Source organism: Pseudomonas sp. RA_105y_Pfl2_P56, assembly GCF_963970845.1.
Lineage (GTDB): Bacteria > Pseudomonadota > Gammaproteobacteria > Pseudomonadales > Pseudomonadaceae > Aquipseudomonas > Aquipseudomonas baetica_A.
Window position 1 is genome coordinate 62,380 of the sequence record NZ_CAXAPL010000019.1, and the last position, 19,085, is coordinate 81,464.

At 60.0% G+C, this 19,085-nt stretch carries 11 protein-coding genes and 2 pseudogenes; all 13 read left to right on the forward strand.

Features of this window, described 5'->3' with window-relative positions:
* Nucleotide 1: 1 nt before the first annotated feature.
* The 13 genes and pseudogenes from flgK (at nt 2) to AACY11_RS15020 (ending at nt 19,062) form a co-directional block, all read left to right on the forward strand.
* Entirely contained in the window at nt 2–2,047 is a 2,046-nt protein-coding gene (flgK, locus tag AACY11_RS14965; protein ID WP_339432634.1) for a flagellar hook-associated protein FlgK, read from the forward strand.
* A 13-nt stretch (nt 2,048–2,060) separates the two neighbouring features.
* Nucleotides 2,061–3,629, forward strand: coding sequence for a flagellar hook-associated protein 3 (locus AACY11_RS14970; RefSeq protein WP_339495102.1), 1,569 nt, complete (start codon nt 2,061–2,063; stop codon nt 3,627–3,629).
* Between the two features lie 107 nt (nt 3,630–3,736).
* A pseudogene (locus tag AACY11_RS28420) lies at nt 3,737–4,258 on the forward strand (glycosyltransferase family 2 protein); the annotation flags it as partial.
* Between the two features lie 1,221 nt (nt 4,259–5,479).
* A pseudogene (locus tag AACY11_RS28425) lies at nt 5,480–7,330 on the forward strand (glycosyltransferase); the annotation flags it as partial.
* Nucleotides 7,331–7,565: 235 nt separating this feature from the next.
* Nucleotides 7,566–9,554, forward strand: coding sequence for a calcium-binding protein (locus tag AACY11_RS14980; protein WP_339495104.1), 1,989 nt, complete (start codon nt 7,566–7,568; stop codon nt 9,552–9,554).
* Between the two features lie 249 nt (nt 9,555–9,803).
* Nucleotides 9,804–10,577, forward strand: coding sequence for a glucose-1-phosphate cytidylyltransferase (gene rfbF / locus AACY11_RS14985; protein WP_339432630.1), 774 nt, complete (start codon nt 9,804–9,806; stop codon nt 10,575–10,577).
* The gene (gene rfbG / locus AACY11_RS14990; RefSeq protein ID WP_339432629.1) at nt 10,559–11,641 is read left to right on the forward strand and encodes a CDP-glucose 4,6-dehydratase; all 1,083 of its coding nucleotides are present in this window, start codon (nt 10,559–10,561) and stop codon (nt 11,639–11,641) included. The genes rfbF and rfbG overlap by 19 nt, the downstream gene beginning before the upstream one ends.
* The gene (gene rfbC, locus AACY11_RS14995) at nt 11,638–12,198 is read left to right on the forward strand and encodes a dTDP-4-dehydrorhamnose 3,5-epimerase (RefSeq protein ID WP_339465193.1); all 561 of its coding nucleotides are present in this window, start codon (nt 11,638–11,640) and stop codon (nt 12,196–12,198) included. Before rfbG ends, rfbC begins: the two co-directional genes overlap by 4 nt.
* Entirely contained in the window at nt 12,195–13,421 is a 1,227-nt protein-coding gene (locus AACY11_RS15000; protein ID WP_339495106.1) for a class I SAM-dependent methyltransferase, read from the forward strand. The genes rfbC and AACY11_RS15000 overlap by 4 nt, the downstream gene beginning before the upstream one ends.
* Nucleotides 13,418–14,269 (forward strand): NAD-dependent epimerase/dehydratase family protein, encoded by an 852-nt coding sequence (locus AACY11_RS15005; RefSeq protein WP_339495107.1) that lies wholly within the window; start codon nt 13,418–13,420, stop codon nt 14,267–14,269. The genes AACY11_RS15000 and AACY11_RS15005 overlap by 4 nt, the downstream gene beginning before the upstream one ends.
* Complete coding sequence (locus tag AACY11_RS15010; RefSeq protein ID WP_339465196.1) at nt 14,266–15,336, forward strand: class I SAM-dependent methyltransferase; 1,071 nt, start codon at nt 14,266–14,268, stop codon at nt 15,334–15,336. The genes AACY11_RS15005 and AACY11_RS15010 overlap by 4 nt, the downstream gene beginning before the upstream one ends.
* A 17-nt stretch (nt 15,337–15,353) precedes the next feature.
* Nucleotides 15,354–16,091 (forward strand): cephalosporin hydroxylase family protein, encoded by a 738-nt coding sequence (locus AACY11_RS15015; protein ID WP_339432624.1) that lies wholly within the window; start codon nt 15,354–15,356, stop codon nt 16,089–16,091.
* Nucleotides 16,092–16,146: 55 nt separating this feature from the next.
* Nucleotides 16,147–19,062 (forward strand): TIGR00180 family glycosyltransferase, encoded by a 2,916-nt coding sequence (locus AACY11_RS15020; RefSeq protein WP_339465197.1) that lies wholly within the window; start codon nt 16,147–16,149, stop codon nt 19,060–19,062.
* Nucleotides 19,063–19,085: the final 23 nt, after the last annotated feature.

Here is a 19,085-nt window from a genome sequence, read left to right on the forward strand (position 1 = left end):
CATGAGTTTGCTCAATATCGGGATGTCGGGACTGTCGGCCAGCCAGTCCTCTTTGGCTACGACAGGCAACAACATTGCCAACGTCGACACCGCCGGTTATTCACGTCAGCAAACCGTGCAGGGCACCAAATCCTCGCAGCAGTTCGGCACTGTTTTCATTGGTACGGGCACGACCCTGGCTGACGTGCGCCGGGTGTATAACTCATATCTGGAAAGCCAACTGCACACAGCAACCTCGCTCGACAGCGAGTCGGCCTCTTTTCTGGCCCAGGCTACGCCGCTGGACTCCATGCTGTCGGACACCAACACCGGCCTGACCGGTGTGCTGCAAAAATTCTTCACGACGATGCAGGGCGTTTCGACGTCGGCGACCGATGATACCTCGCGTCAATCGGTGCTGACGGGGGCTCAGGCGCTGACCAGTCGTTTCAATACCATCGCCAAACAGCTCAACGATCAGAACACCACCATCAACGGCAGCCTTGGCGACATGACGGGCCAGGTGAACAAACTGGCCACTTCGATTGCCAATCTGAACCAGAAGATCGGTGAGATCTCCACCAGCGGGGGCGCGCCGAACGATCTGCTGGACAGCCGTAACGAAGCCGTTCGCCAGCTCTCCGAACTGACGGGCGCACAGGTTGTTGAGCGTGGCACCAGTTTCGACGTCTACATTGGCAGCGGTCAGCCGCTGGTGATCGGCAACACCACCAACACGCTGAGCATGGTCGCGAGCAAAACCGATCCGTCGCGCATGGCCATCCAGATGGATCGCGGTTCGAGCACCATCGACATCACTTCGGCGATGAGCGGTGGCGAAATTGGCGGCCTGCTCACTTACCGCAAAGAAGTCCTTGACCCGTCACTCAACGAGTTGGGCCGAGTGGCGCTGGTGATCGCTGATCAAGTCAACAGCCAGCAAGCCCAAGGCATCGACAAGAACGGTGACTTCGGCGCGGCGATTTTCAACAACATCAACAGTGCCGCACTGATCAGTCAGCGCAGCATCGCGCAGTCGGGTAACAGTGCAGGTTCGGGCAACCTCGATGTCACCATCAAGGACACCGGCAAGCTGACCACCAGCGATTATCAGGTAACGTTCACCAGCGCCACTGACTACACCGTCAAGCGTTCTGACGGTACCGACCTGGGCGCCTTCAGCACTACGACCAATCCGCCGCCAGTGATCGACGGTTTCACCCTCGCACTCAATGGTGGTGCGTTGAGCGCCGGTGACACCTTTAAAGTGACTCCGACCCGTAATGCGGCCACAAGCATCCAGACGGTGCTCACCGATCCGAAGAAAATTGCTGCGGCAGGTCCGTTGACCGGCGTGGCCAGCGCTGCCGGCCTGGGGACTTACACTCAGCCGACGCTCAGCGACAAGATTGATATCTACAACCCGACTGCCCAGGCTGATATGCAGGCGGCTTTGAAGAACTCGACGCCGGTCAAGCTGGTGTTCGGCGCGGCGAGCGGTGGCAGCCAGTCGTACAACCTGGTGGATGCCAAGGGGGCAACCATTGGCACCGGCACGATCGTTCCCGGCCAATCGAACACGCTGAACCTGCAAGTCGGCGTCGTCGATGCCAGCGGCAACCCGGTGATGGACACAACCGTCACGCCGAACGTACAGAAGACCTTCACGGTGCAGACTACCGTCGGCGGCACGCCGAAGTCCGGCGAAACCTTCACCATGAACCTGACCGGTGCGGCGTCCTCGGACAATCGCAATGCGCAGGCCCTGGTTGGCCTGCAAACGCAACAGACCGTCGACACCGGTTCGGCGAGCAAGGGCATCAGCCTGACAGACGCCTACAACAAGCTGGTCACCAACGTCGGTACCAAGACCGCCCAAGGCAAGTCCGACAGCGCGGCCACCACGGCGATTCTGGATAACGCCAAAGGTGCTCGCGACTCGTTGTCCGGGGTCAACCTGGACGAAGAAACCGGCAACCTGGTCAAATACCAGCAGTACTACACAGCGTCTTCGCAGATCATCAAAGCTGCGCAGGAAACTTTCGCCACACTGATTAACAGCCTTTAAGGAGTCGTAATTCATGCGCATTTCCACCGCCCAGTATTACGGCACGCAAGCGTCGGACTATCAGCGTAATTTCAACAAGGCCGTTGCCACCGCCAGCGAGGCGAGCAGCCTGCAGCGCATCAACACCGCGGCCGATGATCCGGTCGGTGCCGGGCGCTTGCTGCAGCTGGGTCAACAGGCCGCAATGCTGGATCAGTACAAGACCAACGTCGACACCACCAAAAGTGCATTGAACGTGCAAGAGTCCACGCTGGATTCAATCACCACCGCGTTGGCGCGCGCCAAGGAACTCGCTCTCGCCGCCAACAACGGCACGGCCACCGACAAGGATCGCCAGGCTTACGCTTCGGAACTGGGCCAGATCCAGCAACAAGTGCTGGGCCTGATGAACGCCAAGGATGCTGGCGGCAACTACCTGTTCTCCGGTTCGAAAACTGATACTGCGCCGTACTCGCAGAATGCTGACGGCACCTATTCCTACAACGGTGATCAGACCACGATCAACCTGGGCATCGGTGATGGCATGACGGTCGGCACCAACACCACTGGTTGGGCTGCTTTCCAGCAGACCATCAATACCGCGCGTACCAACGTCACCATGACCGCGCCAGCCGTGGATGACGGGCGCGTCGTGCTGTCCAACGGTACAGTCGGCACAGCCGCCACCTATGACTCCAAGTTCACCGCTGGCCAGCCTTACACCGTCAGCTTCCTCAGCAGCACCCAACTGAAAATCACTGATGCCTTGGGCAACGATGTGACTGCTGAAGCAAGCCAGAACGGCTTGGTCAGTAACAGTAGCGGTGCCAACCAGACGGTCAGCTTCCGTGGCGTCGACATGAAGCTGAACATCAACCTGAAGACCGGTGACACCAACCCGGACGCGGTCATTGCCGGCCACAGCTTCCAGCTGTCGACTGCGCCGGATTCGTTTTCCACCACGCGCAGCCCTGGCAACTCGTCGACTGCGGTGATCTCGGGGTCCAGCATCACCGACGAGGCAGCGTACACGGCAGCCTTCCCGCAGGGTGGCGCAGTCCTCAAGTTCACCAGCGCCACCGCTTTCGATCTGTACGCAGCGCCGGTCACTGCCGACAGCAAACCCGTGTCCTCGGGGACTGTCGTGGGTAGCAATGCTACTGCTGCGGGCGTCACTTTCGCGCTGGGCGCTGCGCCGGCCGCCGGCGATCAGTTTTCGATCAGATCGAACGATCACCAGACCCAGAACGTGCTTGATACCCTGGGTCAGATGATCACCGCACTGAACACACCGATCGATGGTGATCCGGTGGCCAAGCAACAATTCCAGGGCGCGATGGAGGCAGGTATCGGCAACATCGATGCGGCCAGCAATCAAATCGGCACCGCGGTCACCGAAATTGGTGCTCGCGGCCAGGCGCTGGATATGCAAGCCTCCACGAACGACAGCTTGAGTACCGCGAACACCACCACTCAAGGTTCGATCCGCGATTCGGATCCGGCTGAAGTGATGACGCGCCTGACCTTGCAACAAACCATGCTGCAGGCTGCACAACTGGCGTTCAGCAAGATCAGTCAGTTGGGTCTGTTCAACAAGATCTGACGCCAACGGGCGCGTAAGCGCCCGGTTGCCTTGTCCCTCAGTTTTGTTTTTTAGCGGTATCAAGGGCTCGCTTTTCCGAGCGGGCTCGTACCGCCTGTGAGCCCGCCGTGAATTCACTTCCTCTTGTCAGCCTCGTTATTCCCGCCTTCAATCCGCGTTTCTTCGAGCGGGCATTGAACAGTGCTGTCAGCCAGACATACGCGCACCTTGAGATCATTGTCTGCGACGACAGTCGGGGCCAGCAGATCGAAGGGATTGTCACCGTCGTGGCTGAGCAGTCCGGTGTTGCCGTGCGTTATGTGCGCAACCCGCGCACCCTGGGCATGGTCGGCAACCTCAAGGCGTGCCTCGATCAGGCGCAGGGCGAATTCGTCAAGTTCCTCTGTGACGATGACCATCTCTATGCTGCCTGCATCGAGCAGCAGGCGCACGAGATGTTGCGCGAGGAAGTCAGCCTGGTGCTGGCTCAGCGTCTGTTCTGGGACGCCAACGACATCATCCTGCCGGCGCGCTTGGAAAACACTTCTTTGTCACCCCACAGCGGTCTGTTCAAGGGTGACGACCTGCTGGGCATTTTTGAAAAATTCCCGGTCAATGTGCTGGGCGGTTTCACCAATGCCTTGTTTCGACGTGCGGATCTCGTCGAGCTGTTGCCGGTGCTGACTCAAGAGGGCCACTGCTTTGTCGCGACCCTGGATTTCGCCCTGTACGTTTGCCTGCTGCGGCGCGGCAATCTGGCGGTGTCCAATAATGTGCTCAGCGCCGAACGGCTCTACCCGGAACGTCTGAGTGCGCAGCAACCGATGAAAGACGCGGTTGAGGTCGAGCGCGAGTGGATTCTGCAAATGCTCAAGGCTCGCAGCGGTGAATCTGCACCTGCCCCGGGCTGGGTTCGTTATATCCAGCTGACCAAGGCTGACGAATCACCGCGTGTCTGGGAAGAGCTGCCGCTGAGCCGAACGCTAGGCACCAAACAGAGTCGCCAGGAGTGGTGTGTCGGTATCGATAGCTGGAGCTTCGCCGAACTTTATGCGCACTGGCTGCAATGCCGCAGTCTGACCGAAGGGCAGCGCAAGTTGCTCCCGGAAACTCTGGCCGCCTGGCCGCAGCAGCCGCGAATTGTGCCGATCATCATGGATGCCCAGGGCAGTCGCGATGGCGTCGAACGGACGCTGGAAGCACTCGCAGCCCAGGACTATCCGCCGGAGCTGATTCTGCTGTTGTCCGCCTCCTGCTCCGTTCCCATGCTGGATGGGCGAGTGTTCCGTATGCCGTTGCAGGATGACGGGTTGGGGCAGATCAACGCACTGTTGCCGCAACTCGAAGGTGCCGACTGGTTTTACCTGTTACAGGCTGGGGACCGTCTGGTAATGCCGGCCTTGCTGGTCATGGCTGACCGCATTGCGCATTCGCCATGGCTGAGCTGCATGTACAGCGATGAAGGCAGCCTGCGCGATGGCGAATCGGCAGAGCCCGCGTTCAAACCGGATTTCAACCTCGACCTCATGCGCAGTTATCCGTATGTCGGGCGTGCCTTGGTGTTCAAGCGCGAACGTTTCCTGGCGCTCGGTGGATTCGATACGACGTTCGCCGAGCTGGCGCCTCACGACATGCTGTGGCGAATGGTCGAGAGCGAAGGTCCGCAGGTGGTCGGGCACGTTGCCGAAGTCCTGCTTGAATCGCCTTTCGATCTGTCTGGGTGGCTGGCTGAGCCGGCGGTGATCGAACAGAATCCACGGGTGCTCGAAGCGCATCTGCAGCGTATGGGGATTGCTCACGGCATTCGTCGTGGCAGTTGCGAGTTGCTCAATCGAGTCGACTATCAGCACGCCCGGCGTCCGCGTGTGTCGATCATCATCATCACGCGCGATCAGACCGCTGCCTTGCAGCGCTGTGTCGAGACCGTGCTGGAGAAAACCGCTTACTCCGAGTACGAGTTGTTGCTGGTCGACAACGGCAGTGAAAGCGCCGAGGCGCTGGCATGGCTGGACGGCATGGCGCAGCTGGGGGGCGAGCGGATTCGCGTCCTGAGCTACCCGCAGCATGACAACATGGCGGCCCTGCATAACTGTGCGGTGACGCAGGCCCGTGGCGAGTACGTGCTGCTGCTCAATACCTTCTCGGTGATCACCCACACTGACTGGCTGGACGAACTGCTCAATCAGGCGCAACGCCCGGAAGTCGGCGTGGTCGGCGCCAAGTTGTTCAACCCGGACGGTTACGTATTGCATGCCGGCATGATCCTCGGCCTGCAAGGAGCCGTCGGGTTGCCATTTTATGGGCAGTCGCTGCAGTCCGACGGCTACATGTTCCGGCTGCAGGCGACCCATGACCTGAGTGCCGTCGGCGGTGATTGCGTGATGGTGCGCAAGGCCGTTTTCGAGTCTGTCGCAGGGCTCGATGAGCAGGATTTTAAGCAGGCGCTCAATGTCGTCGACCTGTGTCTGCGCATTGGCCAGGAAGGTTATCTGGTGGTGTGGACGCCATATGCCTTACTGGCCCAGGGGGTGCGGCCAACTGTCGATGCGACAGCCGAAGAAGGCCAGCAGCACATGCATGAGAAGGAGACCTTCTACACGCGCTGGTTGTCGCGTATTGCCCGTGATCCAGCCTTCAACGTCAACCTGTCATTGCAGGGTGTCGGTGCGACGAGTTTCAGTCTTGAGCCGGGTTTGCGCACCGGCTGGACGGCTTTTTCGCGACCGCAATTGCCCAACGTACTCGCCGTGCCGATCAATGCATCTGCCATTGGTCACTACCGCATGAGTCAGCCGCTGATCGAGCTGGAAGCGGCCAACCGCGCTGAAGGCTGCATTCGCTACGGCTTGCCGTCGATCATTGAAATCGAGCGTCAGTCACCGGACGTCATCGTTCTGCAAGGGCGCTACTCGCAAGGTGCGATCGATGAAATCCCGCCGTTGAAGAAGTTCTGCCATGCCCGGCGGATTTTTGAACTCGATGACTATGTGATCGACGTTCCCCATCGCAATGCCCATATCCGCAACATGCCCAACAAGCAGGAGATGGAACGCATGGTGCGCCAGGCAATCGGCTTGTGCGATCGCGTGGTGGTATCGACCCAGCCATTGGCCAATGCGCTGTCGGACATGCACCACGACATTCGCGTTGTTCCCAACATGCTTGCCCAGAATCTCTGGACCGGCCTGCGCAGCCAGCGCCGCACTTCGAAAAAACCGCGGGTCGGCTGGGGCGGTGGCACCAGTCACCACGGCGACCTGGCGGTGATCGCCGATGTCGTGCGTGAGCTGGCCAACGAAGTCGACTGGGTGTTTTTCGGCATGTGCCCGGATGATCTGCGTCCGTACATGCATGAATTCCACGGGGTAATCCCGTTGGAAGTGTACCCGGCCAAACTGGCAAGCCTGAATCTCGATCTGGCGTTGGCGCCACTGGAATTCCACATCTTCAACGACTGCAAGAGCAACCTGCGTCTGCTGGAGTACGGCGCCTGCGGCTACCCGGTGATCTGCACCGACACCGAGGCCTATCGCGGTTACCTGCCATGCACCCGGGTCAAGACCAACAGCACCGATGAATGGTTGCAGGCTATCCGCATGCACCTGGCCGACCCGGATGCCAGCTACCGCATGGGGGACGAGTTGCGTGAGGTGGTGCTGCGAGACTACGTGTTGCGTGGCGACAACTTGCGTTACTGGGAGAGTGGCTGGCTGGCGGATTGATCGAATCGCGTACGGCCCTATGAGAAACAGGCGACTTTCGAGTCGCCTGTTTTTTTTGCGTGGCAAAAAGGTTTTTGTATCAAGTCGGATACTTTTTTGGCAGCGGGCTCAAGCATCGGGATTTTTCTGTCGATACCTTTCCATGTGCTCAATTGGCACAGCCAGTGAAGACCTGTCCGGCCGGTATCTGAGGTGACAGATTTCCGTATTCGACAACAACGCAAGGAAGAAGCAAATGACAGTAGTAAATGGAACGAGTGAAGCGGATGTCCTGATTGGCACCCACGGCAATGACGAACTCTATGGAATGGAGTCGGATGATCAACTGTTGGCCAGCGCAGGATCGGACTTGCTGGACGGCGGTGAAGGGTTTGATGCGGCGACCTATTATGGAATGAGTACGGGAGTCGGTGTCGAGGTTGGCGCTGGCGTTGTTACGGTCATAGGGGCTGATGGCAAGGTCGACACGCTGGTTTCGGTGGAGAAGGTGGTTGGCAGTTTCTACAACGACACCTTTACCGCTTCCGTGGGTGGCGTGACGCTTGACGGCAATGGCGGTGATGATCTGTACACCGTCGACGCCGAAGGCGTGACCCTCATTGAAGAAAACAACGGTGGCTACGACGAGCTGCGCACCAGCCTCAACACGATCAAGATGGACCCGTTCATCGAGAAACTGACCTTTACCGGCAACGGCGATTTCAAGGGTTACGGCAACGCCAGTGACAACGAGATCATCGGCGGTGCGGGCAATGACTGGCTGTGGGGCGCCGCCGGTGCCGACCACTTTGTCGGTGGCGATGGTTACGATACCGTCAGCTACACCGACAGCCTTGAAGGTGTGCGCGTCCAGGACTTCACCAACTATGATGGCTTGACCATTGCAGATGGAGACACCTTTACCGGCATCGAAGCGATCCAGGGTTCGAACTTCGATGACGTGGTGTATCTGCTCGATAACACGATGACCGTTGATGGCGCCGACGGCTACGACACTGTGAGCTATCGCCACTCCTTGGATGGCGTCAGTATCGACATCGGCCCGCGTGTCGGGGCGCCGGGTGTCACGCTGCTGAATGTGGAGCACGTTATCGGCTCTTCGTTCGCTGATCATTTCACCGCCAATGTCGGCGGCGTGACGCTGGAAGGTGGTTCGGGTGACGATGTGTACACCATCAACAGCGTCGGTGTGTCCATCAAGGAAATCGAGGGCTACATGGGCGGTACCGATCAGCTGTACACCAGCCTGTCATCGATGCACATGGACCCCTTCATTGAAAACCTGACGTACACCGGCACTGCAGACTTCACCGGCTACGGTAACGACGAAGCCAACACCATCATCTCCGGTGCCGGCAATGACGTGTTGCTGGGCGGTGCAGGTGGCGACCGTTTTGAAGGCGGCGCCGGTATCGACATCGTCAGTTACGACGACAGCGCTGAAGGCCTGAGCGCCTCTCTGAACTGGGGGCCGCAGAGCGGAATTGCGCTCTACGATATCTACATCGATATCGAAGGCCTGCGCGGCAGCCAGTACAACGATTCGCTGCAAGGCAATTCGGACGACAACATCCTCGAGGGCGGGGCCGGCGACGACCAGATTACCGGTGGCGATGGCAATGACCATATCTATGGCGGCCTGGCGTCCGGTCTGGACAAGGCCGGGCAGTCCGACGCTCTGTCGGGTGGCGCGGGGGATGATGTCATCGTCGGTGCCCGCAATGGTCTGTTCACTTGGGCCAGTGGCGATGACGGCAACGACACCATCACGCTGGGTCGGGGCATGGCCTTTGGCGGTGAAGGCAACGATGTGCTGACGGCTACGGGCAGCAACTATGTGCTCAATGGCGACGGCGGGAATGATCTGCTGATTCTCAACCTGGCCGGCCAGTCGAATTCCGGCGGCAGCGCCTACGGTGGCCAGGGTGATGACACCTACGTGGTCAACACCAGCGGCCTGGTGACGATTCAGGATTACGGGCTGGACATCAACGACACGCTCATCCTCTACACCATCACCAACGCCAGCCAGTTGAACGTCACCCGTATCGGTGACGACGCCTACCTGCACAGCGGCAACGACGGCAGCACCAGTGTGCCGGACAACGGCGTGAAACTGGCGGGGTGGTATGCCGGGTTCAACAACATCGAGCACCTGCAGACTGCCGACGGCCAACTCTACGACCTGCCGGCGACTGTCGATGGCTTCGCCCTGTTTGGCTGATCGCTCAATCTGTTGATGCAGCGCAATGAAAGGGATGAATCCGCTGCTGGATTCATCCCTTTTTTCATGCCTCGCGGCGCACCTGACGCAGCGGAGCTGGCGCGTTTCCTGCAAGTCCTCCTCAAATCGCCATAAAACGAGCGCTCGCGGTCATCGCAGCGGCGCCGCAGGCGGCAAAAGGGTTAGCCAGATGGCCCGCATCGCTCAACGAAGCCATGCGCAGCCCGGTGAAGAACAAGAGGGGAGACGATGAAGGCAGTTATTTTGGCGGGTGGCCTCGGCACGCGCATCAGTGAAGAGTCGCACCTCAAGCCCAAGCCCATGATCGAGATCGGCGGCAAGCCAATTCTCTGGCACATCATGAAGCAGTATTCCGCCCACGGAATTCACGACTTCGTGATCTGCCTGGGCTACAAGGGCTATGCGATCAAGGACTTCTTCGCCAACTACTTCCTGCACACCTCCGACGTCACCTTCAACATGCGCGAGAACCGCATGGACGTGCACCAGAACTACAGCGAGCCGTGGAGCGTCACCCTGATCGACACCGGCGAGGAAACCATGACCGGTGGTCGTCTGCTGCGTGCCGCGCGTTATCTGCAAGATGAAGAGGCGTTCTGCTTCACTTACGGCGACGGCGTTTCCGACATCAACATTGCTCAGCTCGTCGATTACCACAAAGCCCACGGTCGTCTGGCGACCGTCACCGCCGTGCAGCCACCCGGCCGCTACGGTGCCCTTGAGCGTCAAGGCGATCAGGTGCTCGGTTTCACCGAAAAACCTCGTGGCGACGGTGGCTGGATCAACGGCGGCTTCTTCGTGTTGTCGCCCAAAGTCCTGTCCTATATCGCTGGCGATGAAACCACCTGGGAAGCCGAACCGCTGGCGCGTCTGGCAGAGGATGAACAGCTGAACGCCTTCGAACACGAAGGCTTCTGGCATCCGATGGACACCCTGCGCGACAAGAACCACCTCGAAGCGCTGTGGCAGAGCGGGGAGGCCCCATGGAAGCAATGGGCCTGAGTGCAGACTTCTGGCGTGGCAAGCGTGTGCTGGTTACCGGGCATACCGGTTTCAAGGGCAGTTGGCTGACCCTGTGGCTACAAAGCCTCGGCGCGCAAGTCAGCGGTTTTTCCCTCGATCCTTCGACTGAGCCGAGCCTGTTCGAACTGGCGCGAGTCCACGAAGGCATCAACGATCAGCGCGGCGATCTGCGTGATCTCGGCGCCTTGCTCGAAATCATCGCCGACACCGAGCCGGAAATCGTCTTGCATCTGGCGGCTCAACCGCTGGTGCGCGAAGGCTATCGCGATCCGCTGGGCACTTATTCCAGCAACGTGATGGGCACGCTCAATCTGCTCGAAGCGATTCGTCAGGTCGGTTGCGTGCGCGCCTGCGTACTGGTGACCACCGACAAGGTCTACGCCAACAAGGAATGGCTGTGGCCGTACCGCGAAGACGAAGCCCTCGGCGGACATGATCCTTACAGCAGCAGCAAGGCTTGCTGTGAATTGTTGGCGCAGTCTTACGCCGCCTCTTTCTTTGCGGCAGACAAGTACGCCGAGCACGGTCTGGCCCTGGCCACGGCGCGTGCCGGCAATGTGTTGGGCGGCGGTGATTTCGCCCCAGAGCGACTGATTCCCGATGTGCTCAAAGCCTGGACGGCAGACGAGCCGGTGACCCTGCGTTACCCGCAAGCCGTACGCCCCTGGCAGCACGCGCTGGAGCCGCTGGCCGGTTACCTGCAACTGGCCGCCGGCCTTTACGAACAAGGCCCGGAGTATGCCGGAGCGTGGAACTTCGGCCCGAGCGAAGCGGACATGTGCAGCGTCGGCGAAGTGGTCGAATTGCTCGCCAGCCGCTGGCCACAGGCACGCGGTCTGCGCATCGAAAAAAGCGAATTGCACGAGGCCGGTCTGTTGCGCCTGGACAGCAGTCGCGCCCGTCAGGTGTTGGGCTGGCAACCGCGTTGGACCTTGCAGCAATGTTTGGCTCAGACCCTCGACTGGCACCTGGCGTGGCAGAGCGGCGATGACATGCGCGCCGTGACCCTCGGCCAACTGAACCTGTACCGAGGCGCGCTGTGAGCGAGTTTTCCTTGAAGGCGTTGCCGCTGGCCGGATTGTTCAGCGTCGAGCACAAGCGTTTCGAAGATCAGCGCGGACACTTCGCCCGACTGTTCTGCGAGGGCAGCCTGAGTGCGTTTGGCAGCGAGTTTCATATCCGTCAGATCAACCATTCCTGCACCCGCGAGAAGGGCAGTGTGCGCGGTCTGCATTACCAGAATGCCAACGCCCCGGAAGCCAAGCTGATCACCTGCCTGCGCGGTGAGGTGTGGGACGTGGCGGTGGATCTGCGCCCGGACTCCGAGACTTTTCTGCACTGGCATGCCGAGCATCTGAAGGCTGGCGACGGTCGCAGCCTGCTGATTCCGGCCGGCTTCGCTCACGGCTTTCAGACCCTGACCGAGGACGCCGAGCTGCTTTACCTGCACAGCGCCGATTACGCGCCGGAGCATGAGGGCGGCTTGTCGGTGAACGATCCACGGCTAGCGATTGCCTGGCCGTTGCCTGTCAATAATTTGTCAGCGCGTGATTCCAGCCATCCCGCGCTCGATCAACACTTTGCTGGAGTGCGTCTATGAACTGCCGTGGGTGCGCCGCACCGCTGAGCCTGCCGCTGATCGACCTCGGCACCTCGCCACCGTCCAATGCATACGTGCACGCCGATCGCCTGGAGCAGGCCGAGCAATGGGTGCCATTGAAGGTCGCCGTGTGCCAGCAATGCTGGCTGGTGCAGACCGAGGATTACACCAGTGCCGACAGCCTTTTCGACGCTGAATACGCCTACTTCAGTTCGTTTTCCAGCACCTGGCTAGCGCATGCCGAGCGCTATGTCGCCGAGATGGTCGAGCGCTTTGGCCTGACGGCTGACAGCCGCGTGGTTGAAGTCGCCGCCAATGACGGCTACCTGCTGCAATACGTCGCGGGTCGCGGCATTCCGTGCCTGGGCGTCGAGCCAACCCGCAGCACCGCACAAGCGGCGCGGGAAAAAGGCCTGGAGATTCGTGAGCTGTTCTTCGGTCGCGACACTGCCGCGCAGTTGAAAAGCGAAGGCTGGGGCGCCGACCTGATGGCCGCCAACAACGTGCTTGCGCATGTGCCGGATATCAACGATTTCCTCGGTGGCTTCGCCACGCTGCTCAAACCGACTGGCGTGGCCACGTTCGAATTCCCGCAACTGCTGACGCTGATGGCCGGCGCGCAGTTCGACACGCTGTATCACGAGCACTATTCCTATCTGTCGCTGACTGCCGTGCAGACTCTGTGCGAGCGCAACGGTCTGGAAGTCTTCGACGTCAGCCAATTGACCACCCACGGCGGATCGCTGCGCGTCTTCGTCCAGTGCAAGGACGGCGAGCGTCGCGCAGTACAACCGGCGGTGCAGCAACAACTGCAGGCTGAACTGGATGCGGGCGTGAAAACCGCCGAGTACTACGCGACCCTGGCGCCTGCCGCCGAACGCATCAAGCATGAACTGCTGCGCTTTTTGTTGCAGGCCAAGGCTGACGGTAAACGCGTGGTCGGCTATGGCGCCGCAGCGAAGGGCAACACACTGCTCAACTACGCCGGAGTCAAACCTGACTTGCTGGCGTGGGTGGCCGATGCCAATCCGCACAAGCAGGGCAAGTTTCTGCCGGGCAGCCGCATCCCGATTGTCGCGCCGGCGCAGATCGACATCGAGAAACCGGACTACGTGCTGGTGCTGCCATGGAACCTGCTGCACGAAGTCAGCCAGCAACTGGCGCAAGTGCGCCAGTGGGATGGCCACTTCGTGATTGCCGTGCCTGAGTTGAAAGTGCTGTGAAAGTCCTCGTAACAGGCGCTACCGGTTTCGTTGGCCGACATTTGGTCTCGGCATTGCTGGCGCGTGGTTGCACCGTTCGTGCAGTGGCACGCAACGCAGAAACCGCGCAGGGGATGCCGTGGATCAACGGCGTCGAGTTCGTGAGCGCGGATATTCACGCCGCCGATCTCGACGTAATCGCGTTGACCGAAGGTGTCGATGCGCTGGCGCATCTGGCCTGGCCGGGCTTGCCGAACTATCGCGCACTGTTCCATTTCGAGCACAACCTGATGGCCGACTACCGCTTTATCAAAGGTGCGGTCGAGGCGGGCGTGAAACAAGTGCTGGTCACCGGCACCTGCTTCGAATACGGCATGCAAAGCGGCCCGCTCAGCGAAACCACCGAGCCACAGCCGAGCAATCCCTACGGGCTGGCCAAGCACACGTTGCACCTGTTTTTGCAAAACCTGCAGCAGGAACAGCCATTCACCTTGCAGTGGGCGCGGCTGTTTTACCTGCATGGCGAAGGGCAGAACGCCAACAGTCTGCTGGCGGCGCTGGACCGGGCGATCGGTGCCGGGGACGCGTCGTTCAACATGTCTGGTGGCGAGCAACTGCGTGACTTTTTGCCGATCGCCAGCGCCGCCTATTACCTCGCCACGATCGTGCATCAGCGCGATTTCAACGGCGTGATCAATTGCGCCAGCGGCCAACCGGTATCGGTGCGTGCACTGGTTGAACAACGTCTGCGCGAGCGCGGTGCGCGACTGAATCTGAACCTGGGCCATTACCCTTATCCGAGCCATGAGCCGATGGCGTTCTGGGCCGTGACCGAGCGTTTGCAACAGCTACTGGGAGAGTCGCAATGAGGCACGAGTTGTATCGGGTCACCGATTTGCCGGTGCTGCAGAACCGCACCTTCGCTGACCCGGAGTCGGCGAAAGCCTCGGCCAGTGCCGACATGCTGTTGGTACAGGATGAGCGCAGCGGTCTGATCTTCAACGCGGCGTTCGATGCCGACAAGCTCAGCTATGACGCCGACTACCAGAACGAGCAGGCGCATTCCGGCCAGTTTCAGAAGCACCTGAGCGACGTCGAAAGCATCATCGCCAGGCACTTCAAGGGCCAGGAACTGATCGAAGTCGGCTGCGGCAAGGGCTACTTCCTTGAGCTGCTCAAGGGCCTCGGTTATTCGATCACCGGGATCGATCCGGCCTACGAAGGCGAGAATGCCGACGTGATCAAGGCGCCGTTCACCCGTGGCCTCGGTCTGGCGGCGGACGCCATCGTGCTGCGCCATGTGCTTGAACACATCGAAGACCCGGTGAGCTTTCTGTCGGTGATCGCCCAAGCCAATCAGGGCGGGCAGATCTACATCGAGGTGCCGTGCTTCGACTGGATCCTCGAGCACAAGGCCTGGTTCGACCTGTTCTACGAACACGTCAATTATTTCCGCCTCGATGACCTGCGCCGGATGTTCGACACGGTGCACGAGGCCGGCCACCTGTTTGGCGGCCAATACCTGTACATCGTCGCCGACCTTTCGACGTTGCGCCTGACTCCGCAGCAACCGGTGCCACGCCTGATGTTGCCGGACGATTTCACCGCGAGCCTTGAACGCGCGGTGCAGATCATCCAGTCCGCCCCCGAGCAGGGCTCGGCGATCTGGGGCGCCTCGTCCAAAGGCGTGATCTATTCGCTCTTCCTGCAGCGCGCCGGTGTGGCGGTGGATCGTGTGGTGGATATCAACCCGGCCAAGCAGGGTCGTTATCTGCCGCTTAGCGGCGCCCGTGTGTCCTCGCCGCAAGAAGCCATGGACGCCTTGCCCGAAGGCGCCAACCTGTTTGTGATGAACTCCAATTACCTCGAAGAGATCAAGCGGATGACCGGTGGACGCTACGTCTATCACGCCGTTGACAGCGCTTCGTTCCAGTGACCATTGAGACTTTGAACATGACCGACAACAGCATCAATCAAGCCTTCGAAGCCGAATGCCGTGAGCAGATCGCCCAGCAGGGTGACGACCAGAAACTCACTGGCCTGGCCCGTGATTTCTTCAACGAATCGGCTAAACACAAGTACAGCTACCACTTCTCGTGGATGGGCCGCCCGATCATCCAGTTGCCTCAGGACATGATGGCAATGCAGGAGATCATTTGGCAGGTCAAGCCGGATCTGGTCATCGAATGCGGCATCGCCCACGGCGGTTCGATCATCTACTACGCCTCATTGCTGGAGCTGCAGGGTCACGGCGAAGTACTGGGTATCGATCTCGACATTCGCCCACACAACCGTGAAGCGATTGAAAGCCACCCGATGGCCAAGCGCATCAAAATGATCGAAGGCTCGAGCATCGACGCGGCCATCGCTGCCCAGGTGCAAGCCGCCGCCAAAGGCAAGAAGGTCATTCTGGTACTGGACTCCAACCACACCCACGATCACGTCCTCGAAGAGCTGCGCCTGTACGCACCGCTGGTGTCGGTCGACAGCTACTGCGTGGTCATGGACACCGTGGTCGAAGACATGCCCGCCGATTTCTTCCCGGATCGTCCATGGGGTCCGGGCGACAATCCGAAAACCGCGGTATGGAAATACCTGGAAGAGAACAAGGATTTCGAGATCGACCAGCAGTTGCAAAACAAACTGTTGATCACCGTGGCGCCGGACGGCTATCTGCGTCGCGTTCGTTAATTCGCAACATCACCAAAGCGTTATCTCGGCGAGTCGCCGGTTGTGGAGAGAAGTTATGCAAGGCAAGTACAGTTCTGAACTGGCGCTACCGCTCAACGAGCTGTTGACCGTGGTGCTGATTACTCACAATCGGCCGGCGTTTCTGCGCCGGGCGGTGAAGTATTACAGCAGCTTGCCCTGCCGGATCATGGTGCTGGACTCCACACCCGAGCGGCCGGAAGGGGATTTTTCCGCTGTCGATTACCATCATGTGCCGCAATTTGCCTACTGGGGCATGCAGGCCAAACTGGCTTATGGTGTGGAGCAACTGACCACGCCTTACATGGTGCTGGCGGCTGACGATGACTTCATCCTGCACGACTCCCTGGCTGAGTCCGTTGGCTTCCTGCATGCCAATCCGGATTACGGCATGTGCCACGGCTATTGCCTGATGTACCTGACGTTGGCCGGTGGCGTCAGCTACTACCGCCGCGACAAGAAGGTCCAGGAAGACTACTGCGCTGAAAAGGCTGAGGATCGGGTCATCGATTACATGCGTCAGTACATCCCGCCGTTCTACGCGGTGACCCGTACTGACCTGATGAAGAAATGGCACTCGGCGCTACCGCCGGGCACCAGTTTTCAATGGCAGGAAATCGGCCATGTCTACTACCTGCTGGCCAGTGCCAAGGCGCGGATTCTGCCAATGCCTTATGTGGTACGGGAGATCAACTATGGTGCGTCCGAACACAGTACCGAGGTGTATCACTCGCTGACCTACGTCGATGCCAAGTCGGTAGCCGAGCGTGAAGCGTTTGCCGAGTTCCTCGCCGCGCTGCCGACCGACGTCAAGAATCTCGACGCCGAGCAGGGCAAGGCGTTCGCCCTGCGAAGTTTCGAAGCGATGGTCGACAGCCTGCAATCGGGCCGGGCACTGACGGCGGAACTGATCATCCAGTCCACCTGGAATCAGGAACTCAAGCAGCCGGATCGCCGGTTCGGGCCATTGCAGTACGTCGAAATGCCGTTCTACAACGAGGCGTTCTTCGACCGCCTGGCGCAGTTCGAATTCATGCTGCACGCCATGCCGGCGGGGCGCATCCAACTGGAAGGGCTTGAGGGCGTCTGGACCCGTCAGGCGCACTTGCTGCAAGCACGCAACAACGACACGCCGGAGAGTGTGCTCGACCGTCTCTGGCAGGCCCATGACCTGAATGCGTTCAACCGTACCGTGGTCAAGCGTCTGGCGACGCAACTGGTGTCGATGGGCGAAGCAGAAGAAGCCCGGGATATGCAGGCATGGATCGAGCGCCTCGAAGCTTTGACCATCGAAGATCATCATGCAGTCATGGAAAAGATGCAGTCCGGTCGCCTGCTCAAATGGCTGGCCGCACGCGCACCAGACGAGCAGCAGGTCGCGGCAATCAGCCAACATCTGGCGGAGAATGGCGGTGGCCCGCAGTTCGGCATTTTTCTGCTGGATCTGGATGGCGACATTGACAAGATTCAGGTCTCTCTCGACAGCTTGCTGGAAGGGCAGTGCAAGGCCTTCCGGATTGTCGTGTTCACCACCGGCGAAGCACCGGCCGCAACCACCTCACAGAACACCCTGCACTTTGTCCGGGTGACACCGGGCAATCTGGTCGACAAGCTCAATCAGAGTGCGCGTCAGTCGCCGTGCGACTGGTTGCTGCTGGCAGAGGCTGGTGATGAGTTCACCGCCAGTGGTCTGCTGCGTGCCAGTCTGGAACTGATGAACGCCGGCGATTGCCGTGCAGTGTCCACGGACGAAATCCAGCGCCAGGAAAACGGTGTACTGGTGGACGTGTTCCGACCAGGTTTCAACCTCGACCTGTTGCTGAGCCTGCCAACCCTGATGGCGCGGCACTGGTTGGTCCGCCGCGATGCGCTGGTGGAAATCGGAGGTTACCGCGCCGACTTCAGCAAGGCGCTGGAGCTTGATGTGCTGTTGCGCCTGATCGAAGAGCATGGCCTCAACAGCCTGGCGCACCTTGATGAGCCGCTGCTGATTACCCAAGCCCCAGAACTGGCAGAGAATCCTGACGAGCGTCTGGCGTTGCTGCGTCATTTGGGCAATCGCGGCTACAAGGCCAAGGTCACTTCTGCGGTACCCGGGGTTTACCAGATCGACTACCACCACAGTGATCGCCCGCTGGTGTCGATCATTATTCCGGCCGGTAACAATCTGGCGGTGCTGCAACGTTGCCTCGAAGGCGTGTTGTTGCGCACCCGTTATCACCAATATGAAGTGCTGATCGCCGCCGCGGCGGATCAAACGGCAGAGCTCAATGACTGGCTCGGCACCTATCAGCACTCCAAAGTCCAGGTGCTGCGCACCGATCGGGCGTTCAGCGAAGCGGCGTTGTTCAACGCGGCCAGTCGTCAGGCGCGGGGCGAGTATCTGGTGTTGCTGGCTGCTGATGCAGAAGTGGTCAACCCGAACTGGCTCGACTCACTGCTCAACCACGCCCTGCGTCCGGAGGTCGGCGTGGTCGGTCCGAAACTGATCGACCGTGATCGCAAGATCAGTCAGGCCGGCCTGATCCTCGGCATGAACGGTGGCGTCGGTTCGGCTTTCGTCGGTGAGAAACACGACGCTGACGGGTACCTGCATCGCCTGACGGTGGAACAGAACTATTCGGCGGTATCGAGCGTGTGCCTGATGGTCCGCAAAGAACTGTTCGACGCTTTGGGGGGGCTGGACGACAGCACCTTTGTTGATGGTTTCAGCGATGTCGATCTGTGCCTGAGCGCGGGGCAGGCCGGTTATCTGACCGTCTGGACACCCGCGGTGCAGGTCATCCATCAGGGCGAGTTGCCGCAGGCACCGAAAGCGCTCGCGGCTCTGATGGAAAAATGGGCAGCCGCTTTCGCCCAGGATCAGGCCTACAACGCCAACCTGAGCCTGCACGGCAAAGGTTACGTGCTCACTGACAGCCCTGCGCTGGATTGGGCACAGTTGCTCGCTTAAGCCTGCCGGACAGGGAAGAGGAA